Genomic DNA, 21012 nt, shown 5'->3' on the forward strand with positions numbered 1-21012 from the left:
GCCGGGACCGGCAACGCTGCGGCGTGCCGTCCAGGCGCGGCGTCCTGACGCCGCGTCGGACGGCTCGGGCGGCGCCCGGATCAGGCGGCGTCGTGGAAGACGAGCCCGAGGGTGTGCCGGTGGCCGGAGCGCACCGTGCTCACGCCGTGCCGCATGGGCGCGTTCGACCAGCCCCGCGCGGAGCGTACGGGCCGGTCGCGGGTGGTGAAGACCAGCCCGTGGCCCTGCGGGATCGTGGCCGACGAGCCCCGCGACTGGGCGCGCGGACGCTGCTCGGTCATGATGAACTCGCCTCCGCTGAAGTCCGTTCCCGGGACGTCCAGGCCGACGACGACCTGGAGCGGGAAGACCATGTCGCCGAAGACGTCCCGGTGCAGGGCGTTCCAGTCGCCGGAGCCGTAACGGAGCAGGATCTGGGCCGACTTGGCCTGCCCCGCCTCGTGACACCTCGTCAGCCACTCGTCCAGCGAGTCGGGCCAGGGCGCGGGGTGGCCCAGCTTCCCGGCCCAGTCGCGCGCGACCGGCAGCAGCCGGGGGTAGAACGCGGCACGCAACTCCCTTACCAGGTCGGGGAGGTCGTGGGTGAAGTAGCGGTACTGCCCGGACCCGAATCGATGCCGGGCCATGTCGACGGTCGTACGGAACCGCTCCCCGTCCTCGTACAGCGCGGAGATCGCGCGGCACTCGGCGGGGGAGAGGAGCGGCTGTCCGGTGAGGGCGCTGCCGTACGCGTCGAGATCCCCGGCGATCGCGTCCCAGTCCTGCGCGGCGACACGATCGCCCGTCCGGCCCGCCCGGTTGATGGTCTTCATCGTCTCTCCGCCTCTCGGGTCACTCCCGTTCCACTGCCGAGAGTGCCGCCGGGAGACCGCGCCCGCTGGCGGGTCCGGACATCACGCTGGGCGCGGCGTCGGCGGCCTTCACCGCTCGTTCCCCGGCCACCGCGACCCGCCCCTGAGCGGTCGGCCCGTCGACGAGGGCAATCAGGTGCTTAGCCCCTGGGCCGGGACCGTGGTCCTGCCCCGACTTCCTCGTCCCCCTCCTTCTCCTCGTCCCAGAGGCGGGTACTGAACGCCCCGACCAGCGCACCGACACGGTCCAGCAGCTCCGCGGCCGGCAGGGCGTCCACGCGCCGCCCGTCCCGCAGCCGCAGAGCCACCGAGTCCCCGGCGGCCTCCCGCGCCCCGATCACCGCCTGGTACGGCACCAGCCTGGCCGCCCTGACACGCGCGCCCAGGGTGCCGTGCTCGGGCCCCGAAACCTCCGCCCGCAGCCCCCGCTCCGCACAACGCTCCACGAGCTCGGCGGCCTGCGGAAGTTCGCTGTCGGAGATGGGCAGCACCACGACCTGGGTCGGCGCGAGCCAGCCGGGGAACGCCCCGCCGTGCCGCTCCACGAGGTGTGCGACGGCGCGCTCCACGCTGCCGATGACGCTGCGGTGGATCATCACGGGCCGGTGCCTGGCACCGTCAGCGCCGACATAACTCAGGTCGAACCGCTCCGGCTGGTGGAAGTCGACCTGGACGGTCGACAGGGTCGACTCGCGCCCGGCCTCGTCGGCGATCTGGACGTCGATCTTCGGACCGTAGAACGCGGCCTCGCCCTCCACCGCCTCGTACGCGACACCCGAGCCGTCGAGGACCCCGGTCAGCAGCGCCGCGGACCGCTCCCACAGCGCCGGATCGGCCACGTACTTCCCGCCGGGGCCCGGCAGCGAGAGCCGGAAGCGCGCCGGGCGGATGCCGAGCGCGTCGTACGCCCGCCGGATCAGCTCCAGCGCGGCGCCCGCTTCTCCGGCCACCTGGTCCGGGGTGCAGAAGACGTGCGCGTCGTTGAGCTGGATCGACCGTACGCGGGTGAGACCGCCCAGCACCCCGGACAGCTCGGAGCGGTACATGCCGCCCAACTCGGCCATCCGGAGCGGCAGTTCGCGGTAGCTGTGGGCGCGGGACCGGTAGATCAGCGCATGGTGCGGACAGAGGCTCGGCCGCAGCACGAACTCTTCACCGCCCAGATCCATCGGCGGGAACATGTCGTCCTTGTAGTGCGCCCAGTGCCCGGAGAGCTCGTACAACTCCCGTTTGCCGAGCACCGGCGAGTACACATGCCGGTAGCCGGCGCGCCGCTCCACGCCGCGGATGTACTCCTCCAGGACATGCCGTACGGTCGCGCCGTCGGGCAGCCAGTACGGCAGCCCGGCGCCGATCAGCGGGTCGGTGTCGAACAGGCCCAATTCGCGGCCGAGTCTGCGGTGGTCGTGCATCGTGGTCTCCTCGCTGGTGCGGAGCGAGTGACCACGCGACGAAGCCCCGGGTACTCGCCCCGGGGCTTCGAACTGGATCAGCAGTCAGCGCGCCGGGACACTCTCCGGCGTCGTCGTCATGGCGGCACGCTTCATGGGACCGACGGTAGAGGCGAAACCCCGCCCGCGGCAACGTCATTTCTCCACCACGTGTTACCACGGGCACTCTCGCGCCACCCGCGTACCGCGAACACCTTCTGTCGTAACTCTGGACACCCGCCGAGCGCGCGTGCTGTCATTCCGCTGCGGACTCTTTCCAACGTTGTAATGCCCCGGGACGAAACCCTTCCGCCCCCGTCCGCGCGAGAACATCGAGGACTTCCATGAGACGCAAGCCCGCCACCCGTTCACGCCCACCGCTCCGCTCCCGCCCCCTGCTGCGCTCGCTCCTGCTCGCCGTCGCACTCCTCCTGCCGACGAGCGCCTTCACACCGGCCGCGACCGCCGCCGGCGCCGGCGACGTCCCGTCCGCCGCCGCACCCGCGGACGAGGTGCACGGCCTCAAGGGCGAGTACTTCAGCATGTCCGCGCCCGGCGCGCGCGACTTCGCCGACCTCGGGGGAGTGTCCCTCGACCCGCAGATCGAATTCCCGGGCCTGGCAACGACGTTCGAGTCGCTGACCGGTCGTACGGAGCACACCACCGCCCGCTGGACCGGCAGTATCGAGGCCCCCGCGAGCGGCGACTACACCTTCTACGCGATCGGCGACAACGGCTTCCGGGTGTGGATCGGCGGCAAGGCGGTGATCGACCACTGGGAGCCGGACTGGGACAGGGAGCAGACCAGCGAACCGGTGACGCTCACCGCCGGTGAGCCGCAGGAGATCCGGGTCGAGATGTTCCAGGACACCGGCGGCGCGAACATGTTCCTGCGCTGGTCGGGCGCCGGGATCCAGAAGCAGATCGTCCCCGAGTCGGCGTTCACCCCGCCGGCCGACTTCGAGATCTACCCGGTCTCCCTGGCGGTCGGGAAGGACGGCCGGCGGCTGCGCGCGACCTTCGAGTCCAAGGTCGGCGGCACGATCGCCGCCGTCAAGGACCATCTGAAGGTCGAGGTCGACACGACCCCGATGCCGCTCTCCTCCGTCGCCCGCACCCCCGGGGACCCCTACTCCCTGGACGTCACGCTGAAGGCGCCGGTCCAGAAGGACCAGCGGGTCAGCTTCCGTTACGACGGTCAGGGCGGCCTCCAGGCCGGCGGCGAGACCGTGCCCGAGATCATGCGTACGGCGGCCAACGGCTCCACGCACCGGCTCACCACCGAGTGGGGCGACAAGCTGGACCGGCACAACCCGCTGCCCGAGTACCCCCGTCCGCAGCAGGTACGGGACAACTGGAAGAACCTCAACGGGCCTTGGCAGTTCGCGGGCGCGGAGAAGGATGAACTGCCCGTCTTCGGCAAGGACCTGGACGAGAAGATCATCGTGCCGTTCCCGGTCGAGTCGCAGCTCTCCGGTCTCGAACGCCACGAGGACCACATGTTCTACCGCAAGCTCGTGGACGTCCCGAAGAACTGGAAGGTCGGCAGCGGCAAGCGGCTGAAGCTCAACTTCGGCGCCGTCGACTACGCGACCCGCGTCTGGGTCAACGGCACCCAGGTCACCGAACACACCGGCGGCTACACGGCGTTCAGCGCCGACATCACCGACGCCCTCAGATACGGCGGCAAGGGTCCCCAGGAGATCGTCGTCGCCGTCACCGACACCAACGGCCCCAACCAGCCGATGGGCAAGCAGTCCACCGACCCCGGCGGCATCGTCTACACCCAGTCGTCGGGCATCTGGCAGACGGTCTGGATGGAGCCGGTCGCCACGGCGGCCGTCGACGAACTCGTCACCACTCCCGACATCGAGTCCCGCACCCTGGCCGTCACCGTCAACTCCGCCAAGGCCTCACCCGACGCCAAGGTCAGGGCCGTCGCACGCGACGCCAAGGGCAGGATCGTCTCGGCGGTCAGCGGCCGGCCCGGCACCGAACTGCGCCTCCCGATCAAGAACCAGCGGCTCTGGACGCCTGACGACCCGTACCTCTACGACCTCGACGTCACCCTCACCGACGGCCGTTCCACCGACAGCGTCGACAGCTACTTCGGCATGCGGTCCGTCGGCATCGAGGAGGTCGGCGGCTACCAGAAGCTCGTGCTCAACGGGAAGCCGGTCTTCTCCCTCGCCATGCTGGACCAGGGATTCTGGCCCGACGGCCTCTACACCCAGCCCAGCGACGCGGCGCTCGCCTTCGACCTCGAAGCCCAGAAGAAGCTGGGCTTCAACGCCGTACGCAAGCACATCAAGGTCGAGTCGGCCCGCTTCTACCACCACGCCGACAAGCTCGGTCTGCTCGTCTGGCAGGACTTCGTCTCCAGCGACATCACCAGCGAGGCGGGGCGGCGGACCTTCGTCGACGAGGGCAAGCAGATGATGCGGCAGCTGCACAACTCGCCCTCCGTCATCGGCTGGATCGTCTTCAACGAGGGCTGGGGCGAGTGGAACCGTGAGGAGACCGGCCGGATCGCCGAATCGGTGAAGCAGACCGACCCCTCCCGGATCGTGAACGCCCACAGTGGTGTCAACTGCTGCTCGTCCAAGGGGGATTCGGGCAAGGGCGAGATCATCGACCACCACGACTACGTGAACAACGACGCCCCGTTCCCCGACCACCGCGCCGCGATGGACGGTGAGCACGGCGGCTTCACGCTCCGTACCCCCGGGCACATGTGGCCCGGCCCGCCCGCGGCGATCTACAGCGGGGTGGCGGACAAGGACGCGCTCACCGCGAAATACGTGCAGAACACCACCGACTTCTACCTCGAAGCGGCGAACGCCGAGTTGTCGGGCTCCGTCTACACCCAGGTCAGCGACCTGGAGAACGAGCTCAACGGCTTCTACACCTACGACCGCCGGCAGCTCAAGGTCGACCCCGCGCGGGTGCGGGCCATCAACCTGAAGGTCATCAAGGCCGGCGCCGAGGCGGGCAAGCGCGACGAACTGAGCGGCGGCGGGCACTGGCCGCTGGACGAGGGCAAGGGCACCACCTCCACGGACACCGGCCCCAACGGCAAACCGCTGAGCCTCGTCGGTGACCCCGCCTGGACACCGGGCGTCAACGGCACGGCACTGGACTTCGACGGAAAGGGCCAGTACGCGCAGACCGAAGGACCGGTCGTCGACACCACCAAGAGCTACTCGGTCTCGGCATGGGTCACCCTCGGCGCCCTCCCCGGCAACTACGCGACGGCGGTCAGCCAGGACGGCCGGCGTACGGAGAATCCGTTCTATCTCCAGTACGGCCAGGGCGCGTTCGCGTTCAGCACCCCCGGCGGCAACCGCGCACGCCTGGTGACCCAGCCCGAGCTGGACCGCTGGTACCACCTCGTAGGAGTGCGTGACTCGGTGTCCGGCGACATCAAGCTGTATGTCGACGGCGCGCCCGTCGCGACCGTGGCGGCGGGTCCGGCCGACGTGAGCACCGGACCCCTGGCGGTCGGCCGCGCCAAGTACGACGGTGCCAAGGGCGACTTCTGGAACGGATCGGTCGACCAGGTGCGCGTCTACGACAAGGCTCTGACGGACAGTCAGGTCAAGGAACTGCACGAGGAGGAACTGCCGCGCTGACGCGGGCGAACGCGCGGGAGCGCGTACGGCGTGTGGCCCCGGGGTAGCGCCCCCGGGGCCACACGGTGTGATCGTCCTGCCGAAGCGGATCAGCAGTACAGGTTGCCGCCCGGCGAGACACCCAGGATCTGGGTGAAGCGCTGGTAGTTGTCGATCCTGCTCTGGACCTGCGCGGGGTTGCGTCCGTCGCACTCCAGTGAGCCGTTGATGGAGCGGATCGTCTGGCCGAAGCCGGCCTGGTTGACCATCGCGTTGTGCGGGGTCATCGAGCCGGGACCGTTCTGGGTGTTCCAGTACCAGAGACCGGTCTTCCACGCGACGGCCGAGTCGTTCTGGACCCGCCATGGGTCGGCGAGCAGGTTGATGCCCAGCGCGTCACCGGCCGCCTTGTAGTTGAAGTTCCAGCTGAGCTGGATCGGACCGCGGCCGTAGTACGCGGCCTGGCCCGCCGGGCAGCCGTACGGCTGCGAAGTGTCGCAGTAGTGCGGGTAGTTGGCCGTGTTCTGCTCCACCACATGCACGAGCCCGCCGGTCTCGTGGCTCACGTTCGCGAGGAACGCCGCGGCCTCCTGCTTCTGGACCGTGTCGCTGCCCGTCTTGGCGAATCCGGGGTAGGCGCTCAGTGCGGCGGTGAGACCGCTGTAGCTGTAGAAGCCGTTGCGGCCCGGGAACATCTGGTTGAACTGCGACTCACTGACGACGAACCCGCCCGGCGAGGGGTTTCCGCCACCGCCGCTGGGCGCGTTCCACTTCTGGTTCGACTGCCCCGTACAGGTCCAGATCTGGAGCCGGGTGCCGTTCGCCGTGCTGCGGTTCTGGATGTCCAGGCACTTGTCCGCCTGGGGGTTGACGATGTCGTTCGCGCCGGAGACGGCCCAGCGCTGGTTCGCGCCGCCGGTGCAGTCCCACAGATGGACGAGCGCTCCGTCGGCGGTGCTGTTGTTGGAGACGTCCAGACACTTGCCGAGCGCGCGCAGCGTGCCGTCGCCCGGGTTGGACCAGCGCTGCGCGTTGGTGCCGTTGCAGTCGTAGATCTGAACGGGGGTGCCGTTGGCGTTGCTCGCCCCGGCGACGTCGACGCATTTACCGCCCAGACCGGTGATCTGGCCGTCCGCGGCCTGCGCGGCCGGGGCGGTGAAGAGAGTGGCGATGAGGGCCGCGACCGCGAGAAGGATCGCGGACCGCAGGAGGGAGAGGCCTCTGCCGGATTTGCTCAACATCTCTGAATGTTTTCCCTTCGCGCCAACGGCGCACAGAGCCCTGCCGGCGACGCGACAGGGCCAAGGAGGAGATGTGCGGGAGGTGTGTCGATTGGATTGAATTGGAAGGTCTAGACCTTGTCAAGTGCATGGCCAAGTCAGCCAGTTGACACCAGGTCACGCACGCGTACACGTACGGCCGCCGGTCGGCTCACGCCCCCGCCAGATCCTCCAGGTGCGGCAGGGCATCGGCGCCGAACAGACGCCGGGCCTCGGCGGCGCGCCGTTCGCGTACGGGACCCGGCACCGTCACCTCGTCCAGCGCCCGGATCAATGACCGCGGACCGGTCGCGTGCGCTGTGAGGCCCTCCTCGGCCATCCGTCGCACCCCGTCCTTGCCGTGCCCCGGAATCGGCCGGTAGCCGATCACCGGCAGCCCTGCCGCCAGCGCCTCCAGAGCCGTCTGTCCGGCTGCGTTGTCGACAAGAGCACGCGAGGCGGTCAGCAGACCGGGCATGTCCGTCACCCAGCCGAGGGCCGGCACACCGGGCGTCCCGGACACCCGCGAGCGCAGCCGGTTGTTCCTGCCGCAGAGGACGACCGGCAGAAAACCCGCGTCGGCGATGACTCGCGCCGTCTCCAGCACATGATTTCCGGCCCCCCAGGCACCCGTCGAGATCAGTACGGGTCCCCGTCCCGTACCACCGAGGGTGTCCGTCCAGTCCCCGGCGTCCGCAGGTGCGCGGAAGCGCCGCGCCACCAGGGGGCCCGAGACGACGGCGGAGCGCCCCGCCGAGCCCCGTACCTCCCGGGCGATTCCGGGCGTGAGGCACAGATTGAGGTCGTTGCCCGGATGAAGCCACTGCCGGTGGACCGCGAAGTCCGTGATCACCACGGCGCTCGGTACGGTCAGGCTCCCCCGGGCCCGAAGCCTGCCGGTGAGCTGGGCGGCGAGATGGAACACCGGAACGATCACATCAGGCCGCCACTCATCCACCAGACGGAGAAACCGCTTCTCGGCCAGGGCGGCGAGCGGTCCGTTGCCGGGGCGCGGTCCCTTGCCGGGCCGCAGGAACACGGCGTACACAGCCGCGTACACGGCGGGCACATGGCAGACGGCCACCCGGTAGAACTCCCGCACCCCGCGCCCGACACCCGGGGGCAGCAGCCGGAGGACGTCCAGCCCGGCGGCGGTGTGCCCGGCGGCTGTCAGTCGCCGCGTCAGCTCGGCCGCCACCGCCGCGTGGCCCGACCCCATGCCGGCGCTCACGATCAGGAAACGCCTGCCCGCGGATGTCGTTCCGTCGTTCCCGGCCGAGGGATCCATGTCGGCTCCGCATCGAGTTCACTGTTGCTCATCCCGATGTACCGGGCTCCGCGCGATCTCAAACGGTGCACCCCACCGGCCCGGACCGGCCGAAGCCCTTGGTGTGAACGTCGCTCAGCAAGGGTTGTGCGGCCCCCGGACGGGTCATATGTCGATGAGTCCACTTCGCGGGCCACGCGTCTTCCGTCTGGTCAGCCGCACATCGCGGCGGCGGCCCGCTCACAGCGTCGAAAGTCGGAACAGGGGCAGCCATGGCACCCGGCCTCTCCGGCCCCGAGCAGGCCGGCACCGCCCGCGACCCATCCGGCTCCGGACACCCGTCCCCGCGTACGGCCCTGGTCACCGGGGCCTCGTCCGGTATCGGGGCGGCGATCGCCAGGCGGATCGCTGCCGAGCCCGGCTGGCGGGTCGTGGTCAGCGGCAGGGACCAACAGCGCCTGGAAGAGATCGCTCACCTGACCTCGTCCGTTCCCGTGCGGGCGGACCTCGCCACGTCCGCCGGGGCCGAGCACCTGGTGACGGGTGCGCTCGACGCCGTCGGGCACATCGACGTGCTCGTGGTCTCCGCCGGGGTCGGCTGGGCCGGATCCCTTCCGTCGATGCCGGAGGCCGCCGTCGACGAGGTACTCACGGTGAACCTGACAGCCGCGGCACATCTTGTCCGGCTGGTCCTGCCGGGCATGCTCGCCGCGGGACGGGGACAGATCGTGCTGGTCGGTTCCACGGCGGGTACCTACGGCGTGCGCCAGGAGGTCGTCTACTCGGCCGCGAAGGCCGGCATCGAGGCGCTCGCCGACTCACTCCGCTACGAACTGCGCGACACCGGTGTCCGCGTCCTGCATGTCGTACCGGCCGCCGTGGACACCCCGTTCTTCGAACGGCGCGGGACCCCGTACACCAGAGGCGTGCCCCGGCCGCTTCCGCCCGAACGTGTCGCCGAAGCGCTCTGGGACGCCCTCACGCACGGGCGGGACGAGGTCTTCGTACCGCGCTGGCTGGGCCTGCCCCGGCGCCTGCGGGGCATGGCGCCCGGTCTCTTCCGGCGCCTCGCCTCCCGCTTCGGCTGACCGCGCCGTCCTCGCGGCTCGCGGGTCGCCGTCCGGCGCGGAGGTTGGGACACTTGGGGAGGGAGGAAGCGGGCCAGGCCCAGGGGCCTGTCGGAGGACGAGGCCGAATGGACGTTCATTCCGGGACAGTGCGGGAACGTCGTCGTGTGCCGCGCTCTCCGGGGCCGGCCACCCCGACCCGACGGCGTCTGCTGACGACCGCTCCCACGCTGGCACTCGCCGCCGCCCACATCGCACCGGCCGGCACCTGGCTCGCGGGACCGCGCAGAGCCTTCTTTCCCGGTCTGGCCGGCGTCGGCCGCGCCGACCATGTGGCACTCACCTTCGACGACGGTCCGGACCCGCGGTCCACACCGCGCTTTCTCGACCTGCTCGACGAACTCCACACCCGTGCCACCTTCTTCATGATCGGCACGGCTCTCCTGCGCCATCCACGACTCGGCCGCGAGATCACCCGCCGGGGACATGAGGTGGCGGTGCACGGGTGGACGCACAACCACCCCTGGCTGCCCACCCCGGCCCAGGACACCCATGATCTCGCGCGCGCCGCACAGACGGTGTGCTCCATCTGCGGAGCGTCACCGCTCTGGTACAGGCCGCCCTACGGAATCCTGACCGGCGGCCGTCTGCTCGCCGCCCGGCGGACGGGGCTGCGTCCGATTCTCTGGACCGCGTGGGGCAAGGACTGGACCGCCGAGGCGACCGCCGCTTCGGTGCTGGCGAACGTACGGCACGATCTGCGGGGCGGCGGCACGGTGCTCCTCCACGACTCGGACCAGACATCGGCGCCGGGCTGCTGGCAGTCCACGCTGGAGGCACTGCCCGACCTTGTCGGCGGCTGGCGGTCGGAGGGCATGGAGGTGGGTCCGCTGGTGGAACACTGGGGCTTCGCGGACGATCCCGGCGAAGTCCCGGCAGAGTAACTCGCCCCGTCGCAGGGCCTGTTGGCCCTGGCTTACGACGCAACCCTCACGCCCGGCCTCGCCGTTTCGGCCGGAGTGAGGCAGAAGGTCGGGTGGGATCGCGAAAGTGCCTTCTGAACTGGGACGACGAACCTTGTCGAGGGGTTCTGTCGGTCCAGGCGGAGGGCACTTTCTGCGTACAGGCTATCGGGTCGCGTCCCAAGCTCCCTGTCTCCGCGCACGGTTCAGGGGTGGTCGGGCACGCCGGGGCACGTTTGCTGGCGGATCTTGCCGAGGCTGCCGGTCGGACCACCCTTTAGGGTCTCTTGCGGGGAGCAGGCCGAGGGCGTCCACGGCCAGGTCGCGCTTGTGGCCCGGCACCCGCTTTGCCGGATCGTAGCCGGTCGTTGCGGCAATGACCCCGGCGGCCGCGTGGGCACTCTGGGTGTCCGGCACCACCAAGGTCGGGTCCTCCAATTGACGGGCTCCGTCACGGATCTGGCAGCGCAGGAGTTCATGGATGACCCGGTCGGTTCCGTCGCCTTCGCTACCTGGCTGAATCTCACTGGTAAAGGTTGATGCATCAACGTAATCCTGATTGAGTTGATACCTCAACTAGATGGTTCCCTACTCGGACAGGGGTTACTGGTATGAGCGACAAGAAGGTCATCGCGGTCGCCGGAGCGACGGGCGCACAGGGTGGTGGCACCGCACGGGCGATTCTCGCCGACCCGGATTCGGGCTTCACGGTGCGCGCGCTGACCCGGAACCCCAACTCGCCTGCGGCCAAGGAGCTTGCTGAGCTCGGGGCGGAGGTTGTCCAGGCGGACTTCTACGACGAGTCGACCGTGCACCAAGCGTTCGAGGGTGCTTACGGCGCCTTCCTCGTGACCAACTTCTGGGCGCATGGCTCGGCGGCCAAGGAGACCGAGGAAGTAAACGTGCTGGTCCGGGCTGCCAAGGCCACGGGGCTGCGTCATGTGGTCTGGTCGACGCTCGAGGACACGCGCGAACTGCTGCCACTGGACGACGAACGGATGCCCGTTCTGCAGGACAAGTACAACGTGCCGCACTTCGACGCCAAGGGTGAGGCCAATGAGCTCTTCACACAGGCTGGAGTGCCGACGACCTTCCTGAACACCACCTTCTTCTTCCAGGGCTTCCTGCAGGCCATGGCCCCTCAGCGCGCCGAGGACGGCGTACTGACCCTGACTCTGCCGCTGGAGGACGGCAAGCTCCTCGCCGGGGTGGACGTGGCGGACATCGGCCGCGTCGCGCACGCCATCCTCAAGGGGGGTGAGCAGTTCGTCGGCGGCACCATCAGCCTGGCCGGAGACCACCTGACCGGTGCGCAGTACGCGGAGAAGCTGGGAGCCGCGCTCGGCGAACCGGTGCGCTTCAACTCGGTGCCCTACGACGTCTTCCGCTCCCTGGACATCCCGGCGGCCGCGGAGATCGCCAACATGTTCCAGTATTACGGCGACTTCGACCAGGAGTTCACCGGCGCCCGCGATCTGAACCGGCTGCGCGAGATCAATCCGGCACTGAAGGACTTTGACGCCTGGCTGGCCGAGAACTCCTCGAAGATCGAGGTGAAGTGAATGAGCGCGACACGTACGGCGTCTCGTGAGGGCTCGGCGGGAAAGACGAGCGGGCCACTCAGCGGCAAAGTCGCCTTGGTCACAGGCGCGAGCCGTGGCATCGGTGCGGCCATCGCGCGTCGCCTCGCCCGTGAGGGCGCGGCTGTCGCCCTCACCTACCACTCGTCACCCGGCCACGCCGACAAGGTCGTCGCCGAGATCACGTCGGAAGGCGGCAGGGCGGTGGCGCTGGCGGCCGATTCGGGAGACGCCGAAGCCGTCCGCGCGACGGTCACCGGCACCGTGGAGGCCTTCGGCCGCTTGGACATCCTGGTGAACAACGCCGGAGCCGCTCACCTCGCACCGATCGGGGAACTTACCGTCGACGACTTCGACCGGGAAGTCGCGGTGAACGTACGCTCGGTGTGGGTGGCCACACAGGAAGCCCTGCGGCACATGGGCGACGGAGGCAGGATCATCTCGATCGGCAGCGTCTTCGCCGAGCGGATGCCGATCCCGAACGGCACGACGTACTCCCTCACCAAAGCGGCCATCGGAGGTTTCACTCGAGCACTGGCCCGGGAGCTGGGGCCGAGGGCGATCACGGTCAACAACATCCAGCCGGGCCCGATCGCGACAGACAGCAATCCGCCCGAAGGCGACTTCGCCGATCTGATGACCGGACTGACCCCGGTCAATCGGTTTGCGTCTCCCGATGAGTTGACCGGCCTGATCGTCTACCTCGCCGGCTCCGAGTCGGCCTACGTCACGGGCGCGACGATCAACATCGACGGCGGCTACACCGTCTGACACCAGCGACCGCCGTGGCTGAGGCCGCCGGCCTGGCTTTGGTGCCCCATGCGGCGGTGCCGTCGCGTGGGGCACCTTCGTCAATCCGCATCCGGGCTTCGAGCCAGGACCTGCCACCTTGACGCCCGCGCCAATTCCGGCGTCAAGGGGGCACCAGAGTCCAGTACGTGGATAGAGGGGATGGGCGTCGCGGTGGAGCACAGTGGGGTGCCCTGCCGAGCTGCGAAGTGACCGAGCCGGTCCGCCACGCGATCCGAGCCATGCCGCACCTGCACGTCGCCGCTCGCCTCACTCCGCCGCAGCCGCCGCCCGCGCCTGCGGATCTCGGCGAACCGAAAGACCTGGAGAACCCGACCCCCGCGCCGGGACTCCGCCATGCTCAAGCAACGGAGTCACCTCGCCCACCTGGCAGCAGACGATCACCGACGTACCATCCCCCAACCGAAACGGCGAGGCTAGCGCATGATCTCGACAGGGCCGCCCGCGTCGAGGTCGCCTCTGCGCAGACGGTAGACCTGCAATGACAGGTTGTAGTACTTCTCCGTCTCGCCGACCCACTCCATCCCGACCCGCCGGGCCGTCGCCGCGCCGCGGCTGTTCCGGGGCCGTACCACCGCGAACAGCTCCTCCACGCCCGCCTCCGACTCGAAAGCCTGATGCGCCACGGCATGCCCGGCCTCGGCCGCCAGGCCCTGACCCCACAGGTCGGGCGCCAGCTGCCACCCGATCTCCAGGTCGCTGCCGAACGGCGGGAGCGGCAGCAGGGCCACACCTCCGATCAGCTCGCTGGTCTCGCGCAGCGAGATGGCCCACCGGCCCTGAGGAGGTTCGAGAGTGGCCGACTCGGCCATCCAGCGCTCTATGAGGCGCTCCATGGCCGCCAGGTCGGACACCGGCTCCAGTGCCGGAGCCAGCCATCGGGACACCTTGTCAACGCCGTACACGGGCAGCGCCGCCTCGGCGTCGCCCGGCGCCCACGGCCGAAGGATCAACCGGGGGGTGGTGATCCGGGAACCTTCGACAGTGACCCGATGTATTCGGTCAGCCATATAACGAGAATATCACCGGCAGCCCTGGTCAGTCGGGGGTGATGCGGGTCAACTGCCTCTTCCTCGGCCGTGGGTGGACCACCGGAATTCGCTGGAATACCCGGCCTCCGCACGCCGTTCTAGTAGGTACCTGCGGGAGAAGAGGGCCCCAGGTGGTCGGCGACAGGAGGACCCCATATGAAGACTCAAATACACCCCGTGTCCCGTCCGGTGGTATTCAGGGACCGTGCCGCCGACTTCGCGTTTCTGACGCGGTCGACCGCCGACTCCGACAAGACCATCGAGTGGGAGGACGGGAAGAGGTACCCCGTCATCGACGTCGAGACATCATCGGCGAGCCACCCCTTCTACACCGGTAACTCGCAGGTTCTTGACACCGCGGGCCGTGTGGAGCGATTTGAGCGCCGTTACGGCGACGCGTCGAAGCGCGGATGAGCAGCGCCGGGAAGCGTCGGCGCGACAACGGAGACCTTGAACCCCGGTAGCGAGATCGGAAGATCGAGCTTCCGGGGTTCTTCTGTGCAGTCGCATTCATTCGTGCGGTTTCCCGCCGCCGCCGACGGCCGAATCGGATTGATCACCGCCGGCGAACTCTGACACCATTGCCCGGTGATCACTATCGGGACGATCGTGATGGGCGCCGCCGACGTACGCCGCGCCGCGGACTTCTGGACCCGGGCGCTGGACTATGTACCGCGCGACGGTGAGGTGGAGGACGACTGGGTCGTCCTCGTCCCCGCGCGCGGCCCCGGTCCCGGCCTCTCCCTCGGGCTCAGCATGACGCCCGTGCAGGAACACCCCCGCGTCCACCTCGACCTCTACGCGCGCGACGCCGCCGAGCAGACCGCGGAAGTGGAGCGTCTGATCTCCCTCGGCGCCGAACGCGTCGGCTGGGACAGCTATCCCGACGACGCCGACTTCATCGTCCTCGCCGACACCGAGGGCAACCGCTTCTGCGTCATCGACACCGGTCACGGCTGAGCCCCGGCCGCGCAAGGCGCCCGCCGCCGTCAGGAGCGGCGCACCGCTTCCTCCGAGCCAGCCGCCGTCGGCCTGTTCGCGCGCGGCTGCGGCCCCGCCTTGTCGGCGGCCTCCGCCGCCGCGCGCTCGCGCGGACCCCAGGTCTCCCGCGTCGTCGCGACGCCGAGCAGGCCGACGAGGCCGATGACCACGTAGAAACCGGCCGGCCCCGCCCAGTCGAACGACTCCGCCAGCAACACGGCCAGGAACGGCGCGAACCCGGCCACGGACGCCGCGGCCTGATAGCCCAACGAGGCGCCGGACGTACGGGTGTTGGTCTTGAACAGCTCGGCGAACCACGCCGCCTGCGTACCGGTCAGCGCCGCGTGGATCACACCGATCGCGATCAGATAGATCAGCACCACGAGCACGGGATTGCCGGTGTTGGCCATCAGGAACATCGGGAAGCCGAAGGCGACCGCCAGCAGACACCCGGCCAGGTACAGCTTCCGCCGGCCGATCCGGTCGGTCAGCGCCCCTGACAGCACCGTCGTGCCCACCGCGAGCAGACTCGCGATCACGATGCCCGCGAGCGCGATACCCCGGTCGTCCTCGTCGCGGTCGGTGATGTACGACAGCAGATACGTCGCCGTCAGGTAGTAAGCGCAGGACTCGACGACGCGCAGCGCGATGATCCGCAGAATGTTGCGCCAGTCGTTTCGCAGCACCGTGACGAGCGGGTTCCTGACCGTCCGGCCGCTCGCCTTCGTCTCCTCGAACTCCGGCGACTCCGTGAGCTTCACCCGGACGACGAGACCGACGACGATCAGCACCGAGCTGGCCAGGAACGGAACCCGCCACGCCCAGTCGCTGTCGAGATTCACCGACAGCAGGAAGACGATATTGGCCAGCGCGATCCCGAGCGGATTGCCCGCCTGCGGTATCGCCGCGTACAGCCCGCGCCGCCTGCGCGGTGCGTGCTCGTACGCCATCATCACGGCGCCGCCCCACTCGGCGCCGAACGCCAGGCCCTGCACCATACGGATCAGCACGAGCAGGATCGGCGCGGCGATGCCGGCCTGCGCGTAGGTGGGCAGCACACCGATGAGGACCGTGGCGATCCCCATCGTCAGCAGGGCCGCCACCAGGACGGGCTTACGGCCGTACTTGTCGCCCAGATGGCCACCGACGGCGCCGCCGATGGGACGCATGAGGAAGCCGACGCCGAGCGTGACGAAGGCCAGCAGGGTGCCGACGACCGGATCGGACTCGGGGAAGAACACGTCGCCGAAGTAGAGGGCGGACGCCGTGCCGTACGCGACGAAGTCGTAGTTCTCCACACAGGTTCCGGCGGCGGCTCCGAGGGAGGTCCTCAGCTTGCCGCGGGTGCCGCCGTCCTGAGCGGTGACGGCGGCCGGGGAGGACGCGCTGTTGCTCGCGCTCATGGCGTAACTCCTAATCTCCGTTGATCATCGTTTACGCGGATGGGGTACCGCTGCGGGCCGCGGTGAGTTCGCGGGCCGATCTGAGCTCCAGCTCATGGAGCTTGGCGACCCGCCGGACGGTGTCCTCGTCGTTGTCGAACGTCGCGCCGAGGAACGCCTCGACCACCGCGCCGGCCATCGCCGGGCCGATCAGCCAGGCGCCCATCGCGATGGCGTTGGCGTCGTCGTGCTCGACGGACTGGTGGGCCGAGTAGACGTCGTGCCCGAGACCGCAGCGGATCCCGGCGATCTTGTTGGCCGCCATCAGCGCGCCGGCGCCCGTGCCGCACACGAGTACGGCGCGGTCGGCCTCGCCGGTGCGTACGGCGTCGCAGGTGGCGAAGGTGATGTCGGGGAAGTCGACCGGCGCGTCGCTGTCGGTGCCGCGGTCGACGACCTCGTGGCCGAGCCGTTCGAGGACGCCGCGTACATGCTCCTTCAGCGCGTGTCCGGCATGGTCGTTGCCCAGAGCGATTCTCATGTGTCAGCCCTTCGTGGTGAGTTGGGTGGTGCCGGTGCCGGTGCCGGTGCCGGTGCCGGTGCCCGGTCCGGTGGTGGCGGCGTACGTGGACGTGTCGCCGAGCTCGTGCGCGTACGGGATCGAGGCCATCGCCCCGCGCCGGGTGACCGCGACCGCGGCGGCGGCCGAAGCGGTCGCCAGCGCCGCGGGCAGATCGGTCTCGCCCCGGGCGAGGGCCGCCGCGAGATAGCCGGTGTACGTGTCGCCGGCCGCGGTGGTGTCGACCGCGGTGACCCGCACGGCGGGAACGTGCGCCACCCTGTCGCCGACGTTGACGTACGCCCCGTCGGCGCCCGTCGTGCAGACGACCACGCAGTCCAGCACCCGGGCCGTCGCGAGGACCGTTTCCCGCACACCGTCCCGGCTGTCGGCTCCCGCACCGGCCCCGACCAGTTTGGCCACCGCCCGCATCTCCCCCTGGTTGACCACCAGCAGATCGATGTCGGTCGTCAGACAGCCGGTGTCGGCGGGCGCGGGAGCGGCGTTGAGTACGACGGTGGCGCCCCGCTCCTTGGCGAAGCGGGCCGCGTGGGCGACCACCTCCACCGGGGTCTCCAGTTGGAGCAGGACGAGGTCGCCCGGCGCCGCCCCGGCGAGCCCGGACTCGACGTCCTCCCGGGTGAGGCGGGCGTTGGCGCCGGAGGCCACGATGATGCGGTTCTCGCCGCCCGCCTCGACGGCGACGACAGCGGTGCCCGTGTGCGAATCCTCGGCCGTTCCCACCCACCTCGTGTCGACCCCGGATTCGGTCAGCGCCCGGCGTACGAGCCGGCCGTGCGCGTCGTCGCCCAGCGCGCCGATCATCACGACCGCCGCGCCGGCCCGTGCGGCGGCCACGGCCTGGTTGCCGCCCTTCCCGCCGGCGGTGATCAGCACGTCCGAGGCGAGCACGGTCTCGCCGGCCGCCGGGAACGCGGGCACCTCCAGGAGTTGGTCGGCGTTGAGGCTGCCGACGACGAAGACGGTGGTGGGCATGGGGGATCCCCGTTCATGGGTGCGGAAGGCAGGCACCGTACGGGCGGCAGGAGACGCCGGTCGGGCGTGCCGCCGCCCGTGAAGGGCCTGATAGGGATGGGTAGTTGTGCGAGATGCGACATGACGGTGCGCCGGGTACCGGTCCCGGCAGCGCGTAAGTCGGGGCAGTGGAGGTGGAGTCGCGGACGGCGGGTGCGGCCCGGGGTGTGGCCGCGTACGGCGCCTACGACCGGCGGGGTGTCCCGCCCGACGATTCCCGGACGACCAGGCGCGTCGGAAGCACCACCGATTCGGGTGTGCGGCCCTCGATGACGTCGAGAAGGAGTCCCATCGCCGTCGACCCCATGGCCTGGGCGTCGTGCGTGACGACGGTGAGCGGCGGATCGAGCTCGGAGAACCACTCGATGTCGTCGAAGGCCACCAGATCGATGTCCGATCCGATCCGCAGACCGCCGCGGCGCAGCGCGCCGAGCGCGCCGACCGCCATCGGACTGTCGGCCGCGAGCAGCGCGGTCGGCGGGCGCTCGCCGGACAGCAGCCGTTCGGCGGCGGTCGAGCCGCTGGCCGAGCGGAAGTCGCCGGAGGTGATCAGCTCCGGGTCGGCGTCGAGACCGTGCCGGGCGACCGCGCGCACGAAGGCGTCGTGTCTCGCGCGGCCGGTGGAGATGGACCGGGGGCCGCCGATGTAGCCGACGCGGGTGTGGCCGCGGTCGGCGAGATGGGCGACGGCCTGGTCGATGCCCAGCGCGTTGTCGGAGGTGACGCTGGGCACCTCGAACCCGTCGACGGTCCGGTCGACGAAGACGAGGGGCACGGTGGTGGCGAGGGTCCGGAGGTGGGTGCTGTCCTCGCCCTGCGGAGCGATGATGATGCCGTCGACCCGCTGGGTGAGGAAGGACTCCAGGTAGGTGTCCTGCTGCCGCGGATCCTCGTTGGCGTTGGCGAGGAGGGTGACGTACGACGAGCGCAGCGCCGCCTGTTCGGCGCCGTGCGCGACGTCCGCGAAGAACGGGTTGCGTACGTCGGAGATGAGCAGCCCCACCGTGTGCGAACGGGCCGAACGCAGGGAGCGCGCACGGGCGTCGGGCCGGTAGCCGAGTTCGGCGACGGCGGCGTGGACGCGTTCACGGGCGGCGGGGGAGGTGGAGGGGTTGCCGGAGAGCACCCGCGACGTCGTGCCCACGGACACGCCGGCGAGTGCGGCGACGTCCTTGATGGTCACGGGGTTGTCCATGGGTGCCTCTTGTGGATCGGCTACATGTGGGCGGGCATCTGGAAACGTTTCCATGGAAACGTTTCCGAGACAGGATCCTGGAGGCTCTTCCCGGCCGAGTCAAGGGGTTCGACCGATCGGTTTCCCCGCTCGGGCCGTGCTCCGGGCGCGCCCCCCACCAGGCCCGGAGCCCGGCGCGACAACTAATCTGCGGGGATGGAATCGCAGGCGTACCTCTCCCAGCTCTTCTCTCTCGAAGGCCGCGTGGCCCTGGTCACCGGTGGAAGTTCCGGCATCGGCAAGGGCATCGCCGAAGCCCTTGCCCGTGCCGGGGCGAGCGTCGTCATCGTGGCGCGCCGGAAGGCCGAACTGGTCACCACCGTCGATGAGTTGACGGACCGTGGCTGCCGGGCGGCATGGGTGGCGGGCGACCTCGGTACGCGCGCGGGTGTACGTACGGCGGCCGACGAGGCGGCGGAGGTCTTCGGCGAACCAGACACCCTCGTCAACTGCGCCGGGATCAACCTGCGGCCTCCGCTGGGGGAGACCGGCGACGACGTGTGGGACGCGACGATGGCGGTGAATCTTCAGGCGCCGTATCTGCTGGGGCAGCGGTTCGGGCCCGGCATGGCCGAGCGGGGTTTCGGACGGATCATCCATGTCACGTCCCAGCAGGCGCACCGGGCCTTCGTCCAGAGCGGTGTCTACGGCGTCTCCAAGGGTGCGTTGGAGTCGCTGACCCGCTCGCAGGCCGAGGCGTGGTCGCCGTACGGGGTCACCTGCAACGCGCTTGTGCCGGGCTTTGTGATGACGCCCCTGAACGAACGGCTGTCATCCGACCCCGAGCGGGTGGCCGCACTCGCCGCGCGCACGATGACCGGGCGCAACGGGGTGGCGGAGGACTTCGCCGGCGCGGCCGTATTCCTGGCGAGCCGGGCCTCCTCGTACGTCACGGGGCAGTCGGTCTTCGTGGACGGCGGATTTCACGTGCACTGAGGGGCGTCGGTTTGTGGATGGCTCAGACCCGGGCTCCGACCGCCCCCGGAGTCAGGCCTGTTGGCGCGGGCGCCGAAGTTCGGGTGGTGCGGCGACACCGGCCTCCGCCACCGACCGGCGGGCGCGCCTGGCACGCACCGCGCGCGTCACGCCCGGCTGCCCCAGCACGATGCCGACGAACACCAGCACCAGCCCGGCGCCCTGGCGTGCGGTGAGAGTGTCTCCGGCGACGAGTGTGCCGAGCAGAACGCCGGTGACCGGGTTGAGGAGCCCGATGAGCCCGACCGTTCCCGCGCTCAGATGCCGCAGACCCTTGAACCACGCGGTGAAGGCGAGAGCGGTCGTCACTCCGGACAGATAGATGAAACCGAGCGCCGCCCTCCCGTCCAGGACCGGCGGTGCCCCTTCGACGGCGACCGCGACGGGCACGAGAACGGCCCCTCCGGCGATGAGCTGCCACGAGGTCAGGGCGAGTACGTCGACGTCCGGGCACCACTTCTTGGTGAGTATGAAGCCGGCCGACGACATCGTCATGGCCGCGACGGAGGCGAGTACGCCGAGCGGATCGATTCCGGTCGCGTTCGTGAGGAGCATGACGCAGACGCCCGCGATACCGATGCCGGCGCCGACGACCGGCAGTATCTGCGGGCGCTCCGCCAGCAGCGGCCAGGCCAGCAGCATCATCACCACCGGCGCGGTCGCCATGACCGTCGACGCGATGCTGACCGGCAGGAGCTGCGCGGCGATGTAGACGAGGGCGAAGAACGCGCCCATGTTCAGGATGCCCAGCACCAGCGCCTTCCACCACAGCGCGCCGTGCGGCAGCCGCCGGCTGAGCGCCAGCAGCAGGATCCCTGCGGGCAGGGCCCGGAACGCCGCCCCGTACAGCGGATGGTCGGCCGGCAGATAGCGCTGGGTGACGAAGTACGTCGTGCCCCACGCGATGGGAGCGAGGGCGGTGACCAGTGACCAACGGGCGGTGGATTCCATGAAGGAGATAATATCTTCCTTGGAAGG

At 69.9% G+C, this 21012-nt stretch carries 18 protein-coding genes and 1 pseudogene; 8 read left to right on the forward strand and 11 right to left on the reverse strand.

Annotation, left to right across the window (positions count from 1 at the left end; translation table 11 throughout):
• Positions 1-80: 80 nt before the first annotated feature.
• Both ACFWV8_RS21870 and thrS read right to left on the reverse strand, forming a co-directional pair.
• Positions 81-812: a 2OG-Fe(II) oxygenase gene (locus ACFWV8_RS21870; RefSeq protein ID WP_384204609.1), complete on the reverse strand. Its 732-nt coding sequence runs from the start codon at positions 810-812 to the stop codon at positions 81-83.
• Between the two features lie 179 nt (positions 813-991).
• The gene (thrS, locus tag ACFWV8_RS21875) at positions 992-2347 is read right to left on the reverse strand and encodes a threonine--tRNA ligase (RefSeq protein ID WP_384204718.1); all 1356 of its coding nucleotides are present in this window, start codon (positions 2345-2347) and stop codon (positions 992-994) included.
• Between the two features lie 278 nt (positions 2348-2625).
• Here thrS and ACFWV8_RS21880 point away from each other — a divergent pair, with 278 nt between their 5' ends.
• Positions 2626-5913, forward strand: a complete 3288-nt coding sequence (locus ACFWV8_RS21880) for a LamG-like jellyroll fold domain-containing protein (protein WP_384204615.1) — start codon at positions 2626-2628, stop codon at positions 5911-5913.
• An 89-nt stretch (positions 5914-6002) separates the two neighbouring features.
• On the opposite strand, the gene ACFWV8_RS21885 is transcribed toward ACFWV8_RS21880, so the two are convergent.
• The gene (locus ACFWV8_RS21885) at positions 6003-7133 is read right to left on the reverse strand and encodes a lectin (RefSeq protein WP_384204620.1); all 1131 of its coding nucleotides are present in this window, start codon (positions 7131-7133) and stop codon (positions 6003-6005) included.
• A 190-nt stretch (positions 7134-7323) separates the two neighbouring features.
• On the reverse strand, positions 7324-8439 hold the full coding sequence (locus tag ACFWV8_RS21890; protein ID WP_384204625.1) for a galactosyldiacylglycerol synthase: 1116 nt from the start codon (positions 8437-8439) through the stop codon (positions 7324-7326).
• 251 nt (positions 8440-8690) lie between these two features.
• Between ACFWV8_RS21890 and ACFWV8_RS21895 the strand changes: the two genes are divergently transcribed.
• Positions 8691-9506, forward strand: a complete 816-nt coding sequence (locus ACFWV8_RS21895) for an SDR family NAD(P)-dependent oxidoreductase (RefSeq protein ID WP_384204628.1) — start codon at positions 8691-8693, stop codon at positions 9504-9506.
• A gap of 146 nt (positions 9507-9652) precedes the next feature.
• Entirely contained in the window at positions 9653-10429 is a 777-nt protein-coding gene (locus ACFWV8_RS21900) for a polysaccharide deacetylase family protein (protein ID WP_384204631.1), read from the forward strand.
• A 306-nt stretch (positions 10430-10735) separates the two neighbouring features.
• Here the strand turns inward: ACFWV8_RS21900 and ACFWV8_RS21905 are convergent.
• Positions 10736-10948, reverse strand: a pseudogene (locus ACFWV8_RS21905) (IS5/IS1182 family transposase); the annotation flags it as partial.
• A gap of 110 nt (positions 10949-11058) precedes the next feature.
• Here ACFWV8_RS21905 and ACFWV8_RS21910 point away from each other — a divergent pair.
• Together ACFWV8_RS21910 and ACFWV8_RS21915 are read left to right on the forward strand one after the other, a co-directional pair.
• Positions 11059-12009 (forward strand): NmrA/HSCARG family protein, encoded by a 951-nt coding sequence (locus tag ACFWV8_RS21910; RefSeq protein WP_384204635.1) that lies wholly within the window; start codon positions 11059-11061, stop codon positions 12007-12009.
• Positions 12010-12798, forward strand: a complete 789-nt coding sequence (locus tag ACFWV8_RS21915) for a 3-oxoacyl-ACP reductase family protein (protein ID WP_384204641.1) — start codon at positions 12010-12012, stop codon at positions 12796-12798. It begins immediately after the preceding gene.
• Between the two features lie 455 nt (positions 12799-13253).
• Here ACFWV8_RS21915 and ACFWV8_RS21920 read toward each other — a convergent pair whose 3' ends face one another.
• Positions 13254-13847, reverse strand: a complete 594-nt coding sequence (locus ACFWV8_RS21920; RefSeq protein ID WP_384204644.1) for a GNAT family N-acetyltransferase — start codon at positions 13845-13847, stop codon at positions 13254-13256.
• A gap of 177 nt (positions 13848-14024) precedes the next feature.
• Between ACFWV8_RS21920 and ACFWV8_RS21925 the strand changes: the two genes are divergently transcribed.
• Entirely contained in the window at positions 14025-14282 is a 258-nt protein-coding gene (locus ACFWV8_RS21925) for a type B 50S ribosomal protein L31 (RefSeq protein WP_384204647.1), read from the forward strand.
• A 174-nt stretch (positions 14283-14456) separates the two neighbouring features.
• Positions 14457-14828 (forward strand): VOC family protein, encoded by a 372-nt coding sequence (locus ACFWV8_RS21930; RefSeq protein ID WP_384204651.1) that lies wholly within the window; start codon positions 14457-14459, stop codon positions 14826-14828.
• A 29-nt stretch (positions 14829-14857) separates the two neighbouring features.
• Here the strand turns inward: ACFWV8_RS21930 and ACFWV8_RS21935 are convergent, their stop codons facing one another.
• The 4 genes from ACFWV8_RS21935 to ACFWV8_RS21950 all read right to left on the reverse strand — a co-directional run bounded on the left by ACFWV8_RS21935 (position 14858) and on the right by ACFWV8_RS21950 (position 19020).
• Positions 14858-16252 (reverse strand): MFS transporter, encoded by a 1395-nt coding sequence (locus tag ACFWV8_RS21935; RefSeq protein WP_384204656.1) that lies wholly within the window; start codon positions 16250-16252, stop codon positions 14858-14860.
• A 31-nt stretch (positions 16253-16283) separates the two neighbouring features.
• Entirely contained in the window at positions 16284-16772 is a 489-nt protein-coding gene (locus ACFWV8_RS21940) for an RpiB/LacA/LacB family sugar-phosphate isomerase (protein WP_384204660.1), read from the reverse strand.
• 3 nt (positions 16773-16775) lie between these two features.
• Positions 16776-17786: a ribokinase gene (locus tag ACFWV8_RS21945; protein ID WP_384204666.1), complete on the reverse strand. Its 1011-nt coding sequence runs from the start codon at positions 17784-17786 to the stop codon at positions 16776-16778.
• A 223-nt stretch (positions 17787-18009) separates the two neighbouring features.
• On the reverse strand, positions 18010-19020 hold the full coding sequence (locus ACFWV8_RS21950; RefSeq protein ID WP_384204670.1) for a LacI family DNA-binding transcriptional regulator: 1011 nt from the start codon (positions 19018-19020) through the stop codon (positions 18010-18012).
• 195 nt (positions 19021-19215) lie between these two features.
• Here ACFWV8_RS21950 and ACFWV8_RS21955 point away from each other — a divergent pair, with 195 nt between their 5' ends.
• Positions 19216-19995 (forward strand): SDR family NAD(P)-dependent oxidoreductase, encoded by a 780-nt coding sequence (locus tag ACFWV8_RS21955; protein ID WP_384204673.1) that lies wholly within the window; start codon positions 19216-19218, stop codon positions 19993-19995.
• Between the two features lie 51 nt (positions 19996-20046).
• Here ACFWV8_RS21955 and ACFWV8_RS21960 read toward each other — a convergent pair whose 3' ends face one another.
• The gene (locus ACFWV8_RS21960; RefSeq protein ID WP_384204677.1) at positions 20047-20985 is read right to left on the reverse strand and encodes an EamA family transporter; all 939 of its coding nucleotides are present in this window, start codon (positions 20983-20985) and stop codon (positions 20047-20049) included.
• Positions 20986-21012: the final 27 nt, after the last annotated feature.

Source organism: Streptomyces sp. NPDC058665, from assembly GCF_042714995.1.
In the GTDB taxonomy this organism is placed as follows: Bacteria; Actinomycetota; Actinomycetes; order Streptomycetales; family Streptomycetaceae; genus Streptomyces.

Excerpts from the sequence above, each read along its gene's own strand:
- ACFWV8_RS21925 (WP_384204647.1), top strand. The coding sequence starts at position 14,025 with ATGAAGACTCAAATACACCCCGTGTCCCGTCCGGTGGTATTCAGGGAC.
- ACFWV8_RS21915 (WP_384204641.1), top strand. The coding sequence starts at position 12,010 with ATGAGCGCGACACGTACGGCGTCTCGTGAGGGCTCGGCGGGAAAGACG.
- ACFWV8_RS21920 (WP_384204644.1), bottom strand. The coding sequence starts at position 13,847 with ATGGCTGACCGAATACATCGGGTCACTGTCGAAGGTTCCCGGATCACC.
- ACFWV8_RS21960 (WP_384204677.1), bottom strand. The coding sequence starts at position 20,985 with ATGGAATCCACCGCCCGTTGGTCACTGGTCACCGCCCTCGCTCCCATC.
- ACFWV8_RS21890 (WP_384204625.1), bottom strand. The coding sequence starts at position 8,439 with ATGGATCCCTCGGCCGGGAACGACGGAACGACATCCGCGGGCAGGCGT.
- ACFWV8_RS21935 (WP_384204656.1), bottom strand. The coding sequence starts at position 16,252 with ATGAGCGCGAGCAACAGCGCGTCCTCCCCGGCCGCCGTCACCGCTCAG.
- ACFWV8_RS21895 (WP_384204628.1), top strand. The coding sequence starts at position 8,691 with ATGGCACCCGGCCTCTCCGGCCCCGAGCAGGCCGGCACCGCCCGCGAC.
- ACFWV8_RS21955 (WP_384204673.1), top strand. The coding sequence starts at position 19,216 with ATGGAATCGCAGGCGTACCTCTCCCAGCTCTTCTCTCTCGAAGGCCGC.
- ACFWV8_RS21910 (WP_384204635.1), top strand. The coding sequence starts at position 11,059 with ATGAGCGACAAGAAGGTCATCGCGGTCGCCGGAGCGACGGGCGCACAG.
- ACFWV8_RS21950 (WP_384204670.1), bottom strand. The coding sequence starts at position 19,020 with ATGGACAACCCCGTGACCATCAAGGACGTCGCCGCACTCGCCGGCGTG.
- ACFWV8_RS21940 (WP_384204660.1), bottom strand. The coding sequence starts at position 16,772 with ATGAGAATCGCTCTGGGCAACGACCATGCCGGACACGCGCTGAAGGAG.
- ACFWV8_RS21880 (WP_384204615.1), top strand. The coding sequence starts at position 2,626 with ATGAGACGCAAGCCCGCCACCCGTTCACGCCCACCGCTCCGCTCCCGC.
- ACFWV8_RS21945 (WP_384204666.1), bottom strand. The coding sequence starts at position 17,786 with ATGCCCACCACCGTCTTCGTCGTCGGCAGCCTCAACGCCGACCAACTC.
- ACFWV8_RS21885 (WP_384204620.1), bottom strand. The coding sequence starts at position 7,133 with ATGTTGAGCAAATCCGGCAGAGGCCTCTCCCTCCTGCGGTCCGCGATC.
- ACFWV8_RS21870 (WP_384204609.1), bottom strand. The coding sequence starts at position 812 with ATGAAGACCATCAACCGGGCGGGCCGGACGGGCGATCGTGTCGCCGCG.